Genomic DNA, 17,554 nt, shown 5'->3' with positions numbered 1-17,554 from the left:
ATTATTTAAATAAGTTTGAATCTTATTCTTAAAATGCCATCGTTATAGTCGTGGCTGATAATCTTGAATGTTCCTATTTCTGATGTGTTATTGACATGAAGTCCTATGCAGAGGCATTCGTCGTAGTCTCCTACTTTTACTATTCTCACAGTGTCTGAGGCATTTTCCGGCAAGCGTTTCAAGTCAAATCTGTCTGCAGCTTCTTTTTGTGTTATGAATTCTGTGGTAACATCAAGATGTCGTGTAATAACACTGTTTACAGTTTCTTCTATTTTAGCAATGTCTTCATCACTTAAAGGTTGCGGAATAGCATAGTCAAGTTTGCTTTTCTTCTTCTCAATATGTGCAGAAACAGCCCTTCCGCATCCGAAAAGGTTTATCATTGTTCGGTTTACTATGTGTTCGCAGGTATGCATTGGAGGAAATTCCTGCTTGTTATGTGCATTAAGCTGAGTTGATTGGTTCATATTAACTACATTATTGTTTGTTCTGCAAATTAACTAAAAATATTAATTACTCTGATAGAATTGTCATCCTTCATTATGTTTTTTCATTATTATGATGATATAAATATTTAGTGATAAATTAGAGAAATATCAGGCGTTTAGTGTTTAAATGTCTTTTCCCATACATTGAAAATAGGTGATTTTTTGCTATCTTTGCACTCAAAATTAATTTTACGCATTAAAAACGAATGAAGAATATACGCAATTTCTGTATCATCGCACATATCGACCATGGAAAATCTACTTTGGCTGACCGATTGCTGGAATACACACAGACAATCAAGGTCACTGAAGGACAGATGCTTGACGACATGGATCTGGAACGTGAGCGTGGTATAACAATCAAGAGCCACGCCATCCAGATGGAATATACCTACAACGGTGAAAAATACATCCTTAATCTTATTGACACTCCGGGACATGTGGACTTCTCATATGAGGTTTCACGTTCAATTGCTGCATGCGAAGGAGCTCTGCTTATAGTAGATGCTTCTCAGGGAGTGCAGGCTCAGACTATATCTAATCTTTATATGGCACTTGAACATGACTTGGAGATTATTCCGGTTCTGAACAAGTGTGATATGGCTAGCGCTATGCCTGAGGAAGTGGAAGATGAAATTATCGATCTTTTAGGATGCAAGCGTGAAGAGATTATCCGTGCGTCTGGTAAAACAGGTATGGGTGTTGAGGAAATACTTAAGGCTGTAGTAGAGCGCATCCCTCATCCGGTAGGTGACGAAGATGCTCCTCTTCAAGCTCTTATCTTTGACTCTGTGTTCAATTCTTTCCGTGGAATTATTGCTTATTTCAAGATTGAGAATGGAGTATTGCGTACAGGTGATAAGGTAAAATTCTTTAATACAGGAAAGGAATACGATGCTGACGAGATTGGTGTATTGAAGATGGACATGGTTCCACGCAAGGAACTTCGTACAGGCGATGTGGGTTATATCATTTCTGGTATCAAGACATCCAGAGAAGTAAAGGTAGGTGATACTATTACTCATATAGCCAAACCATGCGAAAAAGCAATCGAAGGTTTTGAGGAAGTCAAGCCTATGGTCTTCGCAGGTGTTTATCCTATCGAGGCCGAAGATTACGAGAACCTTAGAGCATCATTGGAAAAGCTGCAGCTTAACGATGCTTCGTTGACATTCCAGCCTGAATCATCATTGGCTTTGGGATTCGGTTTCCGTTGCGGATTCCTAGGATTGCTTCACATGGAAATTGTTCAGGAACGTCTGGACCGCGAGTTCGATATGAATGTCATTACTACTGTGCCTAACGTATCGTATATGATATATGACAAGCAGGGCGGGGTACAGGAAGTGCACAATCCTGGCGGTATGCCTGATCCAACATTGATTGACCATATTGAGGAACCATATATTGATGCTTCCATAATTACCACTACCGATTATATCGGTCCTATCATGACTCTGTGTCTTGGCAAGCGTGGTGAACTGGTTCGTCAGGATTATATATCAGGTAATCGTGTGGAATTGCATTACAAGATGCCGCTTGGAGAAATCGTGATAGACTTCTATGATAAGTTGAAGAGTATTTCCAAGGGATATGCTTCGTTCGATTATCACCAGTCAGGCTTCCGTCCTTCAAAACTAGTCAAACTAGATATTCTTTTGAACGGTGAGTCTGTAGATGCTCTTTCTACTCTTACACACTTCGACAATGCATACGACCTTGGAAGACGTATGTGTGAGAAACTGAAAGAACTTATCCCACGCCAGCAGTTTGAAATCGCAATTCAGGCTGCAATCGGTGCTAAGATTATTGCCCGCGAAACTATCAAGGCTGTACGTAAGGACGTAACTGCCAAGTGTTATGGTGGTGACGTGAGCCGTAAGCGTAAACTTCTTGAAAAACAGAAGAAGGGTAAGAAACGTATGAAGCAGATTGGTACTGTGGAAGTGCCGCAGAAAGCGTTCCTTGCAGTGTTGAAACTTGACTAATATATTTACAGAATAGTAAAACGAACCCATGACGTATGATTTATACTGTTGTGGGTTCGTTTTTTTTCTTGCTATAAACTTACTATATAAGTATTTTTTTTGTAAGTTTGTATCACTATAAAGAAACGGCAATGCAGTTAAAAAAACATTACAAGACAATAATATTATCAGACCTTCATTTGGGAATGCCTCATGCCAAGGTAAATGAACTTATTCAGTTTCTTCGTTCGGTATCGTGCGAACGGTTGATTCTGAACGGTGATATTATTGACGGGTGGTACATACACAAGCATCCAAAGTGCGCTTGGAGAAGTGACCTTATGCGTCTGTTCCGTACCATATCGGAGATGATGAAAAACAGCACGTCTGATGTTATTTATACATACGGCAATCATGATGACTTCATGCAGAGGTATGTAGATAAAGTGATAGTAGGTATAAAAGTATTAAGAGATTTTACACTGATTAGTGGAGGCAAGAAATTCTTCGTCACTCATGGTGATTGTTTCGATACCGTTAACCGTAAAGCTACATGGCTCTCCAAGGTTGGAGCTTCATGCTATGAGTTCCTTCTTTTCTTGAATGAGTTCTATAATAAATACAGAGCTTTTCGCCATAAGCAGCCGTTTTCTTTCGCTCAGGTAATTAAGCGATGGACAAAAAAACTTGTCTCAAACTTTACTAATTTTGAGAAACAGATAACAGATTTTGCCGTAAAAAATAATTACGACGGCATTATATGCGGGCATATACATCACCCTGAAGATACTCATCTTGGAAATATCCGCTATCTTAATTCGGGCGACTGGATTGAGAATAAATCTGTTCTGATAGAAGATGAAGAACAGAACTGGAAAGTCCTGATGGCATAATTCTGACTTATTCCTTTTTTTGATGTGATAATAAAAAATACCAGACATATCTTTAGATATGCCTGGCATAAACCTATTCTGTAATAGTAAATTATTTCTTGAAGTATCTGTTGTACAAACCTTCGAAACCTTTTCCGTGACGAGCTTCGTCCTTAGCCATTTCGTGAACTGTATCGTGGATAGCGTCAAGGTTAAGAGCTTTAGCGCGAGTAGCGATACGTTTCTTGTCAGCGCAAGCACCGCTTTCAGCGTTCATACGCTTTTCAAGGTTAGTCTTAGTATCCCATACGCAGTCGCCAAGAAGTTCAGCGAACTTAGCAGCGTGTTCAGCTTCTTCCCAAGCGTAACGTTTGAAAGCTTCAGCTACTTCTGGATAGCCTTCGCGGTCAGCCTGGCGGCTCATAGCCAAGTACATACCTACTTCTGTACATTCGCCCATGAAGTGGTTGTTAAGGTCTTTAATCATTTCTTCATCGCAACCTTTAGCTACACCGATAACGTGTTCGTCAACGAATTCAAGACCGCCTTCTGATTCAACCATTTCGTTGAACTTAGAAGCTGGAGCCTTACACAATGGACACTTTTCAGGAGCTGAATCACCTTCGTGGATGTAACCACATACTGTACAGATAAATTTCTTCATAATAGTAATAAGTTAGTTAGTTGTTAAATTAATATTTTCAGTCCGACTTTAGTTTTTGTCGGAATTGTTATTTCTACATTCAGGACAGACACCTTTGTAATAGCTGTGGACTTCTTCCACGCTAAATCCTTTTTCTGTCATTTCATTCATCTCATTTTCGTTTATATGCATTGGCATATCGAAAATCCTACCGCAGCATTTGCACTGGAAGTGTGCATGGGCAGATGTATCGCCATCGAAACAAGCGTTACGCTCGTCTATCGTAAGCATCTTTGCGGCTCCATGTTCAACAAACAACTTCAAAGTGTTATATACAGTTGTTTTTGAAAGGGTAGGAATATCATCATGCAAAGCCATATAAATCTCATCAATACACGGATGAGTATGATGCTTCAGGAGATAGTCCATAATTGCGATGCGTTGTACGGATGGCTTGATGTCATAACTAAGCAAATATTCGTAAACGTTCATACTCTCTTTCAATTCTGTAATTATTACAATTTTATTTCAATGGCAAAGATACAAACTTTTTTCTAAACTACAAGTTCCAAACTTACTTTTTTGTTTTTTTTACTTTTAACTTAACCGCTGTGCAAAGGAATAATTTGTATTTTTGCACAGACTATACATTATATATAACAAATTATATGAAATTTGGTTTTGTAAAAGTGGCGGCTGCTATACCGGCGGTAAGAGTGGCCGACTGTAAATTCAATGCGCAACAGACTGAGACACAGATTATGGTGGCTGACGGTAAGGGTGTGCAGATAGTTATTTTTCCTGAATTGAACCTCACGGGATATTCATGTGGCGATCTGTTTTCGCATAAACTGCTGATAGAACAGGCTGAAATGGCTTTGATGCAGGTTATGAATAATACACGCCAACTGGATATTATATCTATAGTAGGCATGCCGGTAGTTGTTAATTCTACTTTGGCTAATTGTGCCGTAGTCTTTCAGAAAGGAAAGATTCTTGGAGTAGTGCCTAAAACTTATCTTCCCAATTATAAGGAATTCTATGAGCAGAGATGGTTCGCATCATCACTTACATATACCGGAGTTTCTTCAATAAGATTATGCGGACAGGTTGTGCCGTTTGGCAAGAATCTGCTTTTCGATACGTCGGATACATGTTTTGGAATAGAAATATGCGAGGACGTATGGGCTCCGGTTCCTCCAAGTTCCGAACTGGTACTAAAAGGAGCAGAGATAATATTCAATATGTCTGCTGATACTGAGAACATCGCAAAACATCAATATCTGCGTTCGTTGCTGGCACAGCAGTCTGCACGCTGTCTGGCAGGATATGTTTTCGCTTCAAGCGGTTTTGGAGAATCTACAACAGACGTGGTGTTTGCCGGCAATGCACTTATTTATGAGAATGGAACCCTGCTTGCGGAGGCTGAACGTTTTTCATTCAACGAGCAGTTGGTTGTCAGTGAAATAGATGTGGAACGTCTGCGTGGGGAACGTCTTGTAAATACCACATTTGCTGCAAGTGTCAGGGCATACGCTTCAGGAGAGCTACAGCATATTCAGTCTGAGCTTGTAAACAGCCGTGATTTGTCGCTTACAAGATATGTAGATCCTCATCCGTTCATACCTGCAGGCGGAAAGATTCTTGACGAAAGATGTGAAGAGATATTTTCTATTCAGGTGGCAGGGCTCGCAAAACGACTTGTACACACAAACTGCAAGACTGTGGTAGTGGGAATATCCGGAGGTCTGGATTCTACGCTCGCTCTTCTTGTATGTGTAAAGACTTTCGACAAGCTGGGATTGCCGCGTAAGGGTATAGTAGGTATCACAATGCCGGGATTCGGAACAACAGACCGTACATACAACAATGCCCTTACACTGATGAGTTCTCTTCAGGTTACTACCAAGGAAATCAGCATCAAGGATGCCTGCATACAGCACTTCAAGGATATTGAGCACGACATGTCTATCCATGATGTTACATACGAAAACGGCCAGGCACGCGAACGTACACAAATCCTTATGGACTATGCCAACAAGATTGGCGGTCTGGTGATTGGTACCGGTGACTTGTCTGAACTTGCTCTTGGTTGGGCTACTTATAATGGCGACCATATGTCTATGTACGGTGTGAATGCCAGCATCCCTAAGACGTTGGTACGCTATCTTGTAAACTGGGTGGCTCAGACCGGTGTAGATGTAATTTCCCGTAACACTCTGCTTGACATTATAGATACTCCTATCAGTCCGGAACTTATTCCTGCCGACGAAAACGGAAATATCAAGCAGAAGACTGAAGACTTGGTTGGCCCGTATGAACTTCATGACTTCTTCCTGTATTATTTCCTCAGATTCGGTATGCGTCCTGCAAAGATTTTCTATCTTGCAGAGATTGCTTTCAGAGGAACATACGACAGTACTACAATAAAGAAATGGCTAACCAACTTCTGTCGCCGTTTCTTCAACCAGCAGTTCAAGCGCTCATGTCTTCCTGACGGGCCTAAGGTAGGTTCCGTATCACTCAGCCCTAGAGGCGACTGGCGTATGCCTAGTGATGCCAGTGCGGCAATGTGGCTCAAGGAATGTGAGGAACTTGTAGGATAAAAATGATTGGATTCTTTGAAATTTACTGTAGAATGCTTTGATATAATTATCGTAACACGTACGTGTTACGCGCGTTACACGTTCGTGTTACGGTCGTTGCACGTTCGTGTTTCACGCGTTACACGTACGTGTTACGCTTTCTTTTTATAGATTCAATGATTTTGTATCAGTTGATATACTTATCAGTAAACGCTTTTACCCTCTTTGTATATTCTTCAGGATAGTTTTTATACGATGTGGCATGGTCAGTCTCAGGCACAATCCATATTTCTTTCGGCTCTGATTTCGCGGCATATACTTCGTTTACCATATATGTAGGAACAAAATCATCCTTGTCGCCATGTATGAAGAACATCGGTTTCTTGCATTTCTTTACTTGTTCTATAGCAGAAGCTTCATGGAAATTCCATCCGTTCTGAAGTTCGCAAATCCAGCTGGCGGTGTATAGCAATGGGAATGCCGGCAGATTGAACTGCTCTTTAAGTTCCTTTTTGAACTGTTCCCAAACGCTGGTATATCCGCAGTCCTCTACAAAACATCTGATATATTCAGGTAAGACTTCACCCGAGGTCATCATAGTAGTTGCTGCCCCCATTGATATTCCGTGCACAACAGCCTGGATAGAGTCACCGAAGATTCCCGGAGTCAGATTTATCCATTCCTTTACATCAAGACGGTCCAGCCAACCCATCTGTATTGCATCTCCTCCGCTCAGTCCTGTGTATCTCAGGTCAGGGATTATGATGTTGTAGTCTAAAGACTGATTGTACATATACCCGATGTGGAACATTCTTATGGCACTGTCTGTATAGCCATGTACTATAACCGCTGTCTTTTTCGTAGGACGAGATGCGTATGCATAGTAAGCATGCAGTCTGATTCCGTCCGGTGCTGTGATGAAAGTATCTTTCAGCAATTGGTTTCCCTGAAGACTGTCCAGCCAACCGTTTATCTGAGGATAGGTGTCTCGCATATAAGTTTCCGAACCTGCAAGGTCCTTGCCTCTGTTTTCGGGGCGAAGAGAATAGTCTATCATGTAGAGACTTCCGCCCACCAATCCGCCTGCTATTACAATGATTATTACAGCAAGGATGATTATTAATCTTTTGCGTTTCATGTTTTGATATTATTTGTTCCAGATATCCCATGCGCCGAAAGCCTGCAACAGAAGCATTTCAAGTCCGTTTTTGACTGTTGCTCCTCTGTCCGAACCATTTTTCATAAATAGCGTGGTGTCCGGATTGTATAGCAGGTCGTAGAGCAAGTGTTCCGGAGTGAGACAATCGTATGGAATATTAGGGCATTCGTCTGCCTTGGGATACATGCCTGTAGGTGTACAGTTCACTATCACCTTATATTCCTTCATTATTTCCGGAGTAATGTCATCGTATGTAATTGTATTTTCGTTTCTTTTAGCTCTGGATACGAACTTTGTTTCAAGTCCCAGTTTGTGAAGTCCATAATTGATGGCTTTCGATGCCCCTCCTGTGCCTAATATAAGAGCCTTCTTGTGGTGTGGTTCAAGCAGCGATTCTATAGACTGTGTAAATCCCATAACATCAGAGTTATAGCCAGTCAGTTTCAGTTTTCCCTTATTCCTTTCTATTTTTATCACGTTTACGGCTCCTATAGCAGCCGCGTCTTTGTCAAGTTCGTCAAGATATCCTATCACTTGTTCCTTGTAAGGAATGGTCACATTCAATCCGCAGAGGGTAGGATTAGCCTTGATTATCTTGTTGAATTCCTCTATGGAAGGTATTTCGAAGTTTACATATTCTGCATCAATATTTTCCGAATGAAACTTCTCGTTGAAAAAGTTTTTTGAGAACGAATGTCCCAAAGGGTAGCCGATTAAACCGAATTTCTTCATCGTAGTAAAAATTTTAAGTTATTTTGTTGCAAAGTAGAGTGTGCAAATCCCCAGTGTGAGTCTTTTGAATGTCACTTTGCTGAATCCTGCCTTGTATAGAATCTGTTGCATCACTTCTCCCTGTGGGAAAGCTTTAATTGATTGTGGCAGGTATGTGTATGCACTGTTGTCTTTCGATAGTAATTTTCCTATTGTAGGAATTACGACTTTCGAGTATATGGCATAAAGCTGTTTCATTGGGAATGTTTCCGGCTCCGACAGTTCAAGTATGACCAGATGGCCCCCGGCTTTCAGAACGCGGTGCATTTCTGTCAGACCTTTGTCAAGATTCTCGAAGTTGCGTACTCCGAATGCCACTGTTATGGCATCGAATCTGCTGTCAGGGAATGAGAGAGAAGTACAGTCTTCCTTGGCGAAGGAAATCTGTTTGTCCAGTCCCGACAGTTTCACTTTCTCACGTCCTACATTCATCATACCCTCCGAGATGTCTGTACCTATAAGTTCGTCAGGCTGAAGCACGCGGCAAGCCTGTATGGCAAAATCGCCTGTACCTGTAGCTACGTCCATCATGTGTTTCGGGCTGTATGGCTTGAGCATATTGATAGCTTTACGTCTCCAGCTCTTGTCTATACCAAGCGAAAGGACGTGGTTCAGATTATCGTAAGTAGGAGCGATATTATCGAACATTTTTTCTACCTGTGCAGCTTTGCTTTCGTCCTGATTATAGGGTTTAATGTTTTCTTGAGGATAGTTTGACATGTTGTGAGTTAGTGTAGGATTTGTGGATAGAATATATGATGGGCGGGAAGGAGCCCGCCCGGTCATAATTATTTCAAGTATTCAGTAACGTTCTTTTCGATGCGTGATGCGAGTTCGGCTGTATCAGCCTTTACGAATGTTTCACCAGTGATGTGTTCGTAAAGTTCGATGTAACGTTCGCTGATAGAGTTTACTATTTCCGGAGTCATTTCAGGAACAGTCTGTCCTTCCTTGCCCTGGAAACCGTTAGCCATCAGCCATTCACGTACGAATTCCTTAGAAAGCTGTTTCTGAGGTTCGCCTTTTTCGAAGCGTTCTTCGTAACCTTCTGAGTAGAAGTAGCGGCTTGAATCTGGAGTGTGGATTTCGTCCATCAAGTAAATCTGACCGTTGTGCTTACCGAATTCGTATTTAGTGTCAACGAGGATAAGACCACGTTCTGCTGCCATTTTTGTACCGCGTTCGAACAGAGCCAGAGTATATTTCTCCAGTGTAGCATATTCTTCAGGAGTAGCAAGACCTTTAGCGAGGATTTCTTCTTTAGAGATATCTTCGTCGTGCATACCCATTTCAGCCTTAGTAGTAGGAGTGATGATTGGTGTAGGGAATTTCTGGTTTTCGCGCATACCTTCAGGAAGTTTCACACCGCAGATTTCGCGAACACCACTCTTGTAGGCACGCCATGCGCTACCGCACAAGTAACCGCGAACAATCATTTCTACAGGGAAACCTTCGCACATTACACCTACAGTGACCATTGGGTCCGGAGTAGCGAGTTTCCAGTTTGGACAGATGTCAGTTGTAGCATCAAGGAATTTGGCTGCAATCTGGTTCAACATCTGGCCTTTGTAAGGAATACCTTCAGGCAATACAACGTCGAATGCCGAGATACGGTCTGTTGCAACCATGACTAATTTTTCACCGTTGATGTTGTAAACATCGCGAACTTTTCCGTGGTAAACACTCTTCTGACCAGGAAAGTTGAAGTCTGTTTTTGTTAATGCTTTACTCATCTTTTCTATATATTTTAGGAAGTAAATATGTTAGTTATATTATTGTTTTGACGCTGCTTTCTTTTCTGCTTTTTCAACCTTGTCCTTTTCTTCTTTTTCTGCTTTTGCTTTCTCCGCTTTCTCAGATTTTACTTTCTCCTCGAATTTCTCGTAAGCCTCCACAATTCTTGTCACAAGTTTATGTCTTACGATATCTTTCTTGTTTAGCTCTATGAAACTGATGCCTTTCACTCCCTTCAGGATTTTCATAGCCTGCACCAGGCCGGATGTCTGCGATGAAGGAAGGTCTATCTGCGTCATATCGCCTGTGATAATCATCTTGGTGTTCATACCCATACGGGTGAGGAACATCTTTATCTGCTGGGTAGTAGTGTTCTGAGCCTCGTCAAGGATTACTACCGCGTCGTTCAGCGTACGTCCGCGCATGAAAGCCAGTGGAGCTATCTGTATGATGTTCAGTTCCATGTACTCCTTCAGTTTGGCAGCCGGAATCATGTCTTGCAGAGCATCGTACAGCGGTTGCAGATACGGGTCGATCTTGTCCTTCATATCTCCCGGCAGGAATCCCAGTTTTTCTCCTGCTTCTACAGCCGGACGGCTTAATATGATTTTTTTGATTTCCTTGTTTTTGAGAGCTCTCACGGCCAGAGCTATTGCGGTATAAGTCTTGCCCGAACCGGCCGGTCCTATGGCGAATATCATATCGTTTTTTTCGAAATCCTTTACCAGTTTCAGCTGATTAGGACTTCTCGGAATGATAGGTTTTCCGGTGACGCTGAACACGATTGCCTCGCTGTTCTTTTCTATTTTTGTGTTTTTGCCTTTTACAATGTCCAGAATAACCTCCTCGTTTAGCGAATTGTATATCGAGCAGTGTTTTTCCAGTGCTGTCACAGCTTCTTCAAAGGCACACATTTCCTCCTCGTCTCCCATTATCTTTATGACATTTCCTCTAGCCACTATCCTCAGTTTGGGAAACAGAGCTTTAATCATTTGCATGTTGACGTTGTTCACGCCATAGAAGATAACCGGATCGATATCTTCAAGTACAATATGTTTTTCTATCATTCAGTCAAATTCAATATCCTTTAGTTTTGTATATTTTTCTGCAAATTTAATGAATCCTTTTGATTGTTATGTACAAACAGGTATAAAAAATGCCGGCTTATGACTAAAGCCGGCAAAAAAATGATACGAAAAACGGTACCGTAAGGTCTATCAATATCCCGTGGAAAATTGCTACGGGAATCATGTCTTTTCCTGAATACCTTGTTATAATAGGTAGTACTACATCCATGGAATTTACTCCGGCAGCTGATATAGGTGCCAGTTTGCCGAAATATTTCACCAGCAGCGGTGTTCCCAGCAGAGCCATCATTTCTCGGAAAATATTCGACAGAAGGGCTATGGTTCCCAATTCCGTAGCAAGCTGAATGCCGAGCGATGCTTCCTTGAACTGTGTGATCAGTATTGATGACAGCGAGTAATAGGCAAATCCGCTACCCACAGCCAGACAGTCGAAAATGCTCCATTGCGAAAGAAGCAGACTGGCAAATGCCGAAAACAGCAGTGTGCCGATAATAGTGGCAAGAGGTATGAGCAGATATTTAGGACGTATATCCTTTACTATAGACTTCAGATCCTTGCTCGAACCTATGCTCAGTCCCACCTGCAGCATAAGTGCATACAGTATATACATAGACAGATTGCTCTTATGCAAGTCGAGAGGTATTATGTCCAGTACTCCCAATATGCACCCTGCCATAAAAAACAGAAGAACAATCAGACTACCCTTCATGGCTTTCTCCTTTCTTGAAAAACAGAGTCAGTACCAGCCATGCTGCGATGATGCTTCCGCAAGTAGCCGAGAATGCTATTATTGCCGCCTGCCATCCGAAACTTCCGAGGTTTTCGATTATTCTGTCGTTCGAGCCTACGGACAGTCCCATTATGAACAAAAGCAATATGATAGTGTAAGAGATAGTCTTTTCAGTCTTTTTCAGAAAATCCAAGTTTCTGAAAATATAACCCAGGATAATTCCTGTAAACATTGTTCCTATTATTGTAAACATAACTGTACTATATTAAAAAAATGAGAGAATATGATTGCCTTGAGATATATAATGATATACCTCTGGATTAGAATTTGAAAATGAAATGATTGTGTAACAGTTATGTTTATTCGAATCCGCTGAACCAATGAACGGACGCACTACGATGTCCGAATGTAAAATAAATTCGGAGTGGAGTGTGAGGCTGTATGTATGTCAGAAGTTTGTTCATCGGTAGTCAGTTTATTTTGTTTTGCGATGCAAAGGTAAGATTAAAATGCATATTTTCCAAATATTTATAAGTTTTTCCTTCCTCACAGAAATTATTTCATTCATTATATGATTGATAATTGTATGAAAGTAATAACTTTGCAAATATTAATAATGTAAACATTTATATTTGATATGAATACAGCATTTAACTTTGTTTCTTTATCCTACAGACAGAGCAGGACATATCTGTTTTCTGTATTTTTCATTCTGGGAAATATTCTTTTGCCTCAGTTATGCCATCTGGTACATCTTGGTGGTCCTACAATGTTGCCTATTTATTTTTTTACTTTGGTGGGAGCATATAAATATGGTATGAAGTTAGGCTTGCTTGTTGCGATTCTTTCCCCTCTTGTAAATTCATTTTTCTTCGGAATGCCTGTACCGGCTTTGCTTCCGGCTATAATATGTAAGTCTGTACTGCTTGCGGTGGCAGCAGGATTTTTGGCAGGACGCACAGGTAAACTTTCAATATTGTCTCTTATAGGTGTCGTCTTGTTTTATCAGATAATAGGCGGAATGGCAGAATGGGCCATCAGTGGTAGTCTTGATGCTGCTCTTCAGGATTTCAGAATTGGTGTTCCGGGAATGCTTCTTCAGATATTCGGAGGATATTGGCTTTTAAAATCGATTTCAAAAATTTAAATTCATAAAAAATTATGACAACATTATTATTGTTGGGAGTTGGTATGCAGGAAGTTCTTCTTATCGGACTTATCATTTTGCTTTTGTTTGGAGGAAAGAAGATACCTGAATTGATGAAAGGATTAGGTAAAGGAGTAAAGAGTTTCAAGGACGGAATGAAAGGTATCGAGGACGATATCGAGATGTCCGATAAAGAAAACAAGGATAAGAAAGCGCAGTAAAGGTGGAACAGGACGATAAAGTGATGACATTCTGGGACCACTTGGAGGAGCTGCGAGGTGTGCTTTTCCGTATAGTTGGTGTGGTAACGTTGTTCACCATAGTAGGCTTTTGTTTTAAGGACCAGCTTTTTGCTGTTGTACTGGCACCTAAGGAATCCGATTTCATTTTTTATAGGTTTCTATGTCGTTTGTCAGAGTTGCTTGGTATGCCGGGTCTGTGTCCTGGCGAATTCAGTTCCACGCTCATCAATACCCAGTTGGCCGGTCAGTTTATGATGCATGCCATGGTGTCCGTATATGCAGGTCTGATAGTGGCTTCACCATATATTATATACAAACTGTTTCATTTTATTTCGCCTGCGTTATATGAGAATGAACGCAAATATTCAGTTCGTGTGATAACGAGTGGGTATCTGTTGTTTATTATCGGTGTATTGGTAAACTATTTTATCATATTCCCGCTTACATTCCGTTTTTTGGCATCTTATCAGGTTAGCCTTGATGTTCAGAACACAATAATGCTTTCGTCGTATATCGATACGCTGATGCTTCTGAGCCTGTTAATGGGAATAGTTTTCGAGATACCTGTAGTTTGCTGGTTCCTTGCCAAGATAGGGGTTTTGCATTCTTCGTTCATGCAGAAATACAGAAAGCATGCATACGTTGTGGCACTTATAGTGGCGGCTGTGATTACTCCTACATCTGATGTATTTACATTGTTGCTTGTTTCAGTACCTATATTTGTATTATACGAAGCAAGTATTCTTATAGTTAGAAAGGTTGATAAGAATGTCGATGATTGATTTAAGAAAAACTTTTTTTGTCATGCTTTGTTGTGTTGCCTCGGCTTCATATGCCGGTGATACAATAAAGTATTGTGCGCCATTGGATTTTCCTCTATTACTCAGCGCCAATTTCGGCGAACTGAGACCAAACCATTTTCATAACGGCCTTGATTTCAAGACAAAAGGAACTGTAGGGCATCCTGTAAGATGTATTGCCGACGGATATGTGTCGCGTGTTGCTGTCCAGCATGGAGGATACGGACAGGCTATATATATCACTCACCCAGACGGACATACATCCGTCTATGGTCATGTCATATCGTTTGCTCCAGAAGTAGAGAAATACGTAAGGGAATATCAGTATGCCAACGAGACTTTCGTCTGCTACCTCTATCCTGAACCGGGACGTTTCAAGTTCAAGAAGGGCGACATCATAGCGTTGAGCGGTAATGAAGGCTCTTCTGCCGGTCCTCATCTTCATCTTGAAATCAGAAAAACCGGTACAGATGAATATCTTGACCCTATGCCGTATTTTAGTAGTAGGATAAAGGATACCAGGGCTCCGAAGGCAAGCTTTATAGGACTTTATCCTGTAAAGGGTAAGGGAGTTGTGGAAGGCTCTACCAATAAAAAGATTTATCCGGCAGCATCAATAAAATCTCCTGTCACAGCTTGGGGGCAGATATATGCTGCCATCAGTGCCAAGGATTATATGGACGGTACGTCCAATTTCTATGGTGTACATTCCGTCACTCTGTATGTTGATTCAGTAGAAGTGTTCAACAGTAAGACGGACAGGGTTCTTCCCGATGAAAACAGAATGATAAATACCTTTACCGATTATGACGAACTTATACGTTCGCGCAGATTGATGATGCGTTCGTATAAGTCGCCCGGAAACAAGCTGCGTCTGCATTATGTAGGCCAGGATAGGGGTGTTGTGAATATAGACAGCGAAAGGGATTATAAGTTCGTTTATGTCCTCGAGGATAATTTCGGAAATAAGAGTAAATACCGTTTTACCGTGAGAGGGAAAAGGCAGGATATTCCGCAATACCGTATGAAAGGAGAGGAACTGTTGCAGTCTTCTCATACGGCCATTATCCAGCGTCCCGGTATGGAATTCATTATACCGAAAGGTATGCTTTACGATGATACGGAGGTAAGTGTTGGCATTACAGCCGAAGACACAACAGCCGTTTCGCTTGAATATGACATTGACGCAGGTAACACTCCGCTTCACGGTTATTGTCCTTTGGCTATAGGAGTAAGAAAACTGAATACTGTATCTCCCGATAAATATTATATCAGGCAGACTGAAGGTAAAAGATCATATTATGTAGGAGGCGAATACGACAATGGCTGGATGAGGGCTAAGGTGCGTAACTTTGGAAAATATTCCGTGGCTATAGATACAGTTCCTCCAAAAGTAGTTCCTCTTGATAAGGCGAAATGGCGTTCTACCTCGAATATACGCTTCAAGATTTATGATTGGGCTACCGGTATAAAAAGTTACAAAGTATATATCGACGGAAAGTTTGTTCTCTTCGGTCTGAAGAAAGGTATTCTTGTCATTCAGGATAAGGAAAAAGTAAAGAGGGGAGTTCCTCACAAGCTGGAAGTCGTGGTAACCGACAATTGCGGAAACGAAACACGTAAACAATTAAATTTCTAAATAACTATTCAATCACAAACGCTTATGACAAACAGATTGTTGATGGCTGTGGTGTTGCTTACAGCCTTTGTAGTAAACGGTTGGGCTTGTACCAACTTTATTGTCGGTAAGAAAGCGTCTGCCGACGGTTCAGTAATAGTGTCTTATTCTGCCGACTCTTACGGTATGTTCGGATGGCTGTATCACTATCCTGCAGCTACACATCCTGATGGTGCCATGCGTGATATTCACGACTGGGATACAGGCAAGTATCTCGGACAGATCAAGGAAGCAAAGCAGACATACAATGTAGTGGGTAATATGAACGAATATCAGGTTACTATCGGCGAGACTACATTCGGCGGTCGTCCTGAACTGGTCGATACTACAGGTATCATGGACTACGGAAGCCTGATTTATGTAGCTCTACAGCGTTCGCGCACTGCCAAGGAAGCCATCAAGGTTATGACTGACCTTGTTAAGGAATACGGCTATTACAGTAGCGGTGAATCATTCTCTATTGCCGATCCTAATGAGGCATGGATTATGGAGATGATTGGTAAGGGTCCAGGCATCAAAGGTGCAGTATGGGTGGCAGTCCGCATTCCGGACGACTGTATTGCTGCCCATGCCAACCAGAGCCGTATCCACAAATTCAATCTTAATGACAAGGACAACTGCCTTTATTCTCCGGACGTAATTTCGTTCGCTCGTGAAAAAGGATATTTTAATGGCAAGAACTCTGATTTCAGTTTTGCCGATGCATATTGTCCGCTTGATTTCAGCGGTCTCCGTTTCTGCGAGGCACGTGTATGGAGTTTCTACAATATGTTCAGCAAGACAACAGGCGATGCTTATCTTCCATATATCCTTGGCGAAAGCAAAGAGCCTATGCCACTTTATATAAAGGCTGATTCAAAACTTTCTGTACGCGATGTTCAGAGAGCAATGCGCGACCATTACGAAGGTACACCGCTTGACATCACTAAGGATATGGGTGCAGGTCCTTTCGAGACTCCTTATCGTCTTTCTCCTCTTACATTCAAGGTTGACGGAGTGGAATATTTTAACGAACGCCCTATCTCTACACAGCAGAGTGCATTCTCTTTCGTGGCACAGATGCGTGCAAACCTGCCAGACCCTGTAGGCGGTGTGTTGTGGTTCGGACTTGATGATGCAAACATGACTGTCTTTACTCCGGTTTACTGCTGCACAGACAGAATTCCTGTTCCATACGCTGAAGGAAACGGTGACTGCATCACATTTTCATGGGATTCTGCTTTCTGGATTTACAACTGGGTGGCAGATATGATCCGTCCTCGTTACAGCCTGATGATAGACGATATGCGTGCCGTACAGAAAGAACTTGAAGATACTTTCGAATCTGCCCAGTCAGGAATAGAATCCGCTGCACTTAAGTTGTATCAGGAAGACCCTGCAAAGGCTAAGGATTTCCTTACAAACTATACTGACATGACTGCCCGTACAACAGTTGACCGCTGGAAAAAACTTGCCGAGTTCCTTATCGTGCGTTATAATGACGGTGCAAGAAAGAAAGTCAAGAACGGCAAGATGGTTGCTCCTGAAACTGGAAACTGCGCTCCATTGGAACGTCCGGGTTATCCTGAAGAATTCTTGAAGGAAGTAGTTAAGGCTACAGGAGACAGATATAAATCTAAAGAATTGAAATAAAAAAAGAGGCCCGAGGGC

The 17,554-nt window shown here is 41.6% G+C and carries 18 protein-coding genes; 8 read left to right on the top strand and 10 right to left on the bottom strand.

Annotated elements, in window-relative coordinates; translation table 11 throughout:
- Positions 1-5: 5 nt before the first annotated feature.
- On the bottom strand, positions 6-467 hold the full coding sequence (locus tag Q0486_RS10350) for a hypothetical protein (protein WP_299232725.1): 462 nt from the start codon (positions 465-467) through the stop codon (positions 6-8).
- Between the two features lie 227 nt (positions 468-694).
- On the opposite strand from Q0486_RS10350, the gene lepA reads away from it, so the two are divergent.
- Together lepA and Q0486_RS10340 are read left to right on the top strand one after the other, a co-directional pair.
- Positions 695-2,476: a translation elongation factor 4 gene (gene lepA, locus Q0486_RS10345; RefSeq protein ID WP_299232723.1), complete on the top strand. Its 1,782-nt coding sequence runs from the start codon at positions 695-697 to the stop codon at positions 2,474-2,476.
- A gap of 131 nt (positions 2,477-2,607) precedes the next feature.
- Positions 2,608-3,348 carry a UDP-2,3-diacylglucosamine diphosphatase gene (locus tag Q0486_RS10340; RefSeq protein ID WP_299232720.1) on the top strand — a complete coding sequence of 247 codons (741 nt, stop codon included), beginning with the start codon at positions 2,608-2,610 and terminating at the stop codon, positions 3,346-3,348.
- 91 nt (positions 3,349-3,439) lie between these two features.
- Here the strand turns inward: Q0486_RS10340 and Q0486_RS10335 are convergent, their stop codons facing one another.
- Together Q0486_RS10335 and Q0486_RS10330 are read right to left on the bottom strand one after the other, a co-directional pair.
- On the bottom strand, positions 3,440-3,991 hold the full coding sequence (locus Q0486_RS10335) for an NADH peroxidase (protein ID WP_287677722.1): 552 nt from the start codon (positions 3,989-3,991) through the stop codon (positions 3,440-3,442).
- 48 nt (positions 3,992-4,039) lie between these two features.
- Positions 4,040-4,462, bottom strand: a complete 423-nt coding sequence (locus Q0486_RS10330) for a transcriptional repressor (protein WP_299232716.1) — start codon at positions 4,460-4,462, stop codon at positions 4,040-4,042.
- A gap of 176 nt (positions 4,463-4,638) precedes the next feature.
- Between Q0486_RS10330 and Q0486_RS10325 the strand changes: the two genes are divergently transcribed.
- Positions 4,639-6,576 (top strand): NAD(+) synthase, encoded by a 1,938-nt coding sequence (locus tag Q0486_RS10325; RefSeq protein ID WP_299232713.1) that lies wholly within the window; start codon positions 4,639-4,641, stop codon positions 6,574-6,576.
- Between the two features lie 166 nt (positions 6,577-6,742).
- On the opposite strand, the gene Q0486_RS10320 is transcribed toward Q0486_RS10325, so the two are convergent.
- The 7 genes from Q0486_RS10320 to Q0486_RS10290 all read right to left on the bottom strand — a co-directional run bounded on the left by Q0486_RS10320 (position 6,743) and on the right by Q0486_RS10290 (position 12,290).
- Positions 6,743-7,693 (bottom strand): alpha/beta hydrolase, encoded by a 951-nt coding sequence (locus tag Q0486_RS10320; protein WP_299232710.1) that lies wholly within the window; start codon positions 7,691-7,693, stop codon positions 6,743-6,745.
- Positions 7,694-7,702: 9 nt separating this feature from the next.
- On the bottom strand, positions 7,703-8,446 hold the full coding sequence (locus tag Q0486_RS10315; protein ID WP_299232707.1) for a shikimate dehydrogenase: 744 nt from the start codon (positions 8,444-8,446) through the stop codon (positions 7,703-7,705).
- 18 nt (positions 8,447-8,464) lie between these two features.
- The gene (gene ubiE, locus Q0486_RS10310; RefSeq protein WP_299233058.1) at positions 8,465-9,205 is read right to left on the bottom strand and encodes a bifunctional demethylmenaquinone methyltransferase/2-methoxy-6-polyprenyl-1,4-benzoquinol methylase UbiE; all 741 of its coding nucleotides are present in this window, start codon (positions 9,203-9,205) and stop codon (positions 8,465-8,467) included.
- Between the two features lie 68 nt (positions 9,206-9,273).
- Positions 9,274-10,218, bottom strand: a complete 945-nt coding sequence (locus Q0486_RS10305; protein ID WP_204391103.1) for a phosphoribosylaminoimidazolesuccinocarboxamide synthase — start codon at positions 10,216-10,218, stop codon at positions 9,274-9,276.
- A gap of 39 nt (positions 10,219-10,257) precedes the next feature.
- Positions 10,258-11,286 carry a PhoH family protein gene (locus Q0486_RS10300; RefSeq protein WP_299232703.1) on the bottom strand — a complete coding sequence of 343 codons (1,029 nt, stop codon included), beginning with the start codon at positions 11,284-11,286 and terminating at the stop codon, positions 10,258-10,260.
- 103 nt (positions 11,287-11,389) lie between these two features.
- A complete protein-coding gene (locus tag Q0486_RS10295) occupies positions 11,390-12,016 on the bottom strand; it encodes a lysine exporter LysO family protein (RefSeq protein ID WP_299232701.1) in 627 nt (208 codons plus the stop codon).
- Positions 12,006-12,290, bottom strand: a complete 285-nt coding sequence (locus tag Q0486_RS10290) for a LysO family transporter (protein WP_154043010.1) — start codon at positions 12,288-12,290, stop codon at positions 12,006-12,008. The genes Q0486_RS10295 and Q0486_RS10290 overlap by 11 nt, the downstream gene beginning before the upstream one ends.
- A gap of 384 nt (positions 12,291-12,674) precedes the next feature.
- Here Q0486_RS10290 and Q0486_RS10285 point away from each other — a divergent pair, with 384 nt between their 5' ends.
- Genes Q0486_RS10285 through Q0486_RS10265 form a run of 5 tightly spaced genes read left to right on the top strand, consistent with a single transcriptional unit; the run spans position 12,675 to position 17,536 of the window.
- The gene (locus tag Q0486_RS10285; RefSeq protein WP_299232695.1) at positions 12,675-13,184 is read left to right on the top strand and encodes an ECF transporter S component; all 510 of its coding nucleotides are present in this window, start codon (positions 12,675-12,677) and stop codon (positions 13,182-13,184) included.
- A gap of 14 nt (positions 13,185-13,198) precedes the next feature.
- The gene (gene tatA / locus Q0486_RS10280; protein ID WP_299232692.1) at positions 13,199-13,405 is read left to right on the top strand and encodes a twin-arginine translocase TatA/TatE family subunit; all 207 of its coding nucleotides are present in this window, start codon (positions 13,199-13,201) and stop codon (positions 13,403-13,405) included.
- Positions 13,406-13,407: 2 nt separating this feature from the next.
- The gene (tatC, locus tag Q0486_RS10275; RefSeq protein ID WP_299232689.1) at positions 13,408-14,208 is read left to right on the top strand and encodes a twin-arginine translocase subunit TatC; all 801 of its coding nucleotides are present in this window, start codon (positions 13,408-13,410) and stop codon (positions 14,206-14,208) included.
- 22 nt (positions 14,209-14,230) lie between these two features.
- Positions 14,231-15,865: a M23 family metallopeptidase gene (locus tag Q0486_RS10270; RefSeq protein ID WP_299232686.1), complete on the top strand. Its 1,635-nt coding sequence runs from the start codon at positions 14,231-14,233 to the stop codon at positions 15,863-15,865.
- 24 nt (positions 15,866-15,889) lie between these two features.
- Positions 15,890-17,536 carry a C69 family dipeptidase gene (locus Q0486_RS10265; protein ID WP_299232683.1) on the top strand — a complete coding sequence of 549 codons (1,647 nt, stop codon included), beginning with the start codon at positions 15,890-15,892 and terminating at the stop codon, positions 17,534-17,536.
- The last annotated feature ends 18 nt before the right edge of the window (positions 17,537-17,554 follow it).

It is taken from the genome of uncultured Bacteroides sp. (assembly GCF_937912035.1).
In the GTDB taxonomy this organism is placed as follows: Bacteria; Bacteroidota; Bacteroidia; order Bacteroidales; family Bacteroidaceae; genus Phocaeicola.
This window is presented reverse-complemented; position numbering and strand designations above follow the sequence as displayed.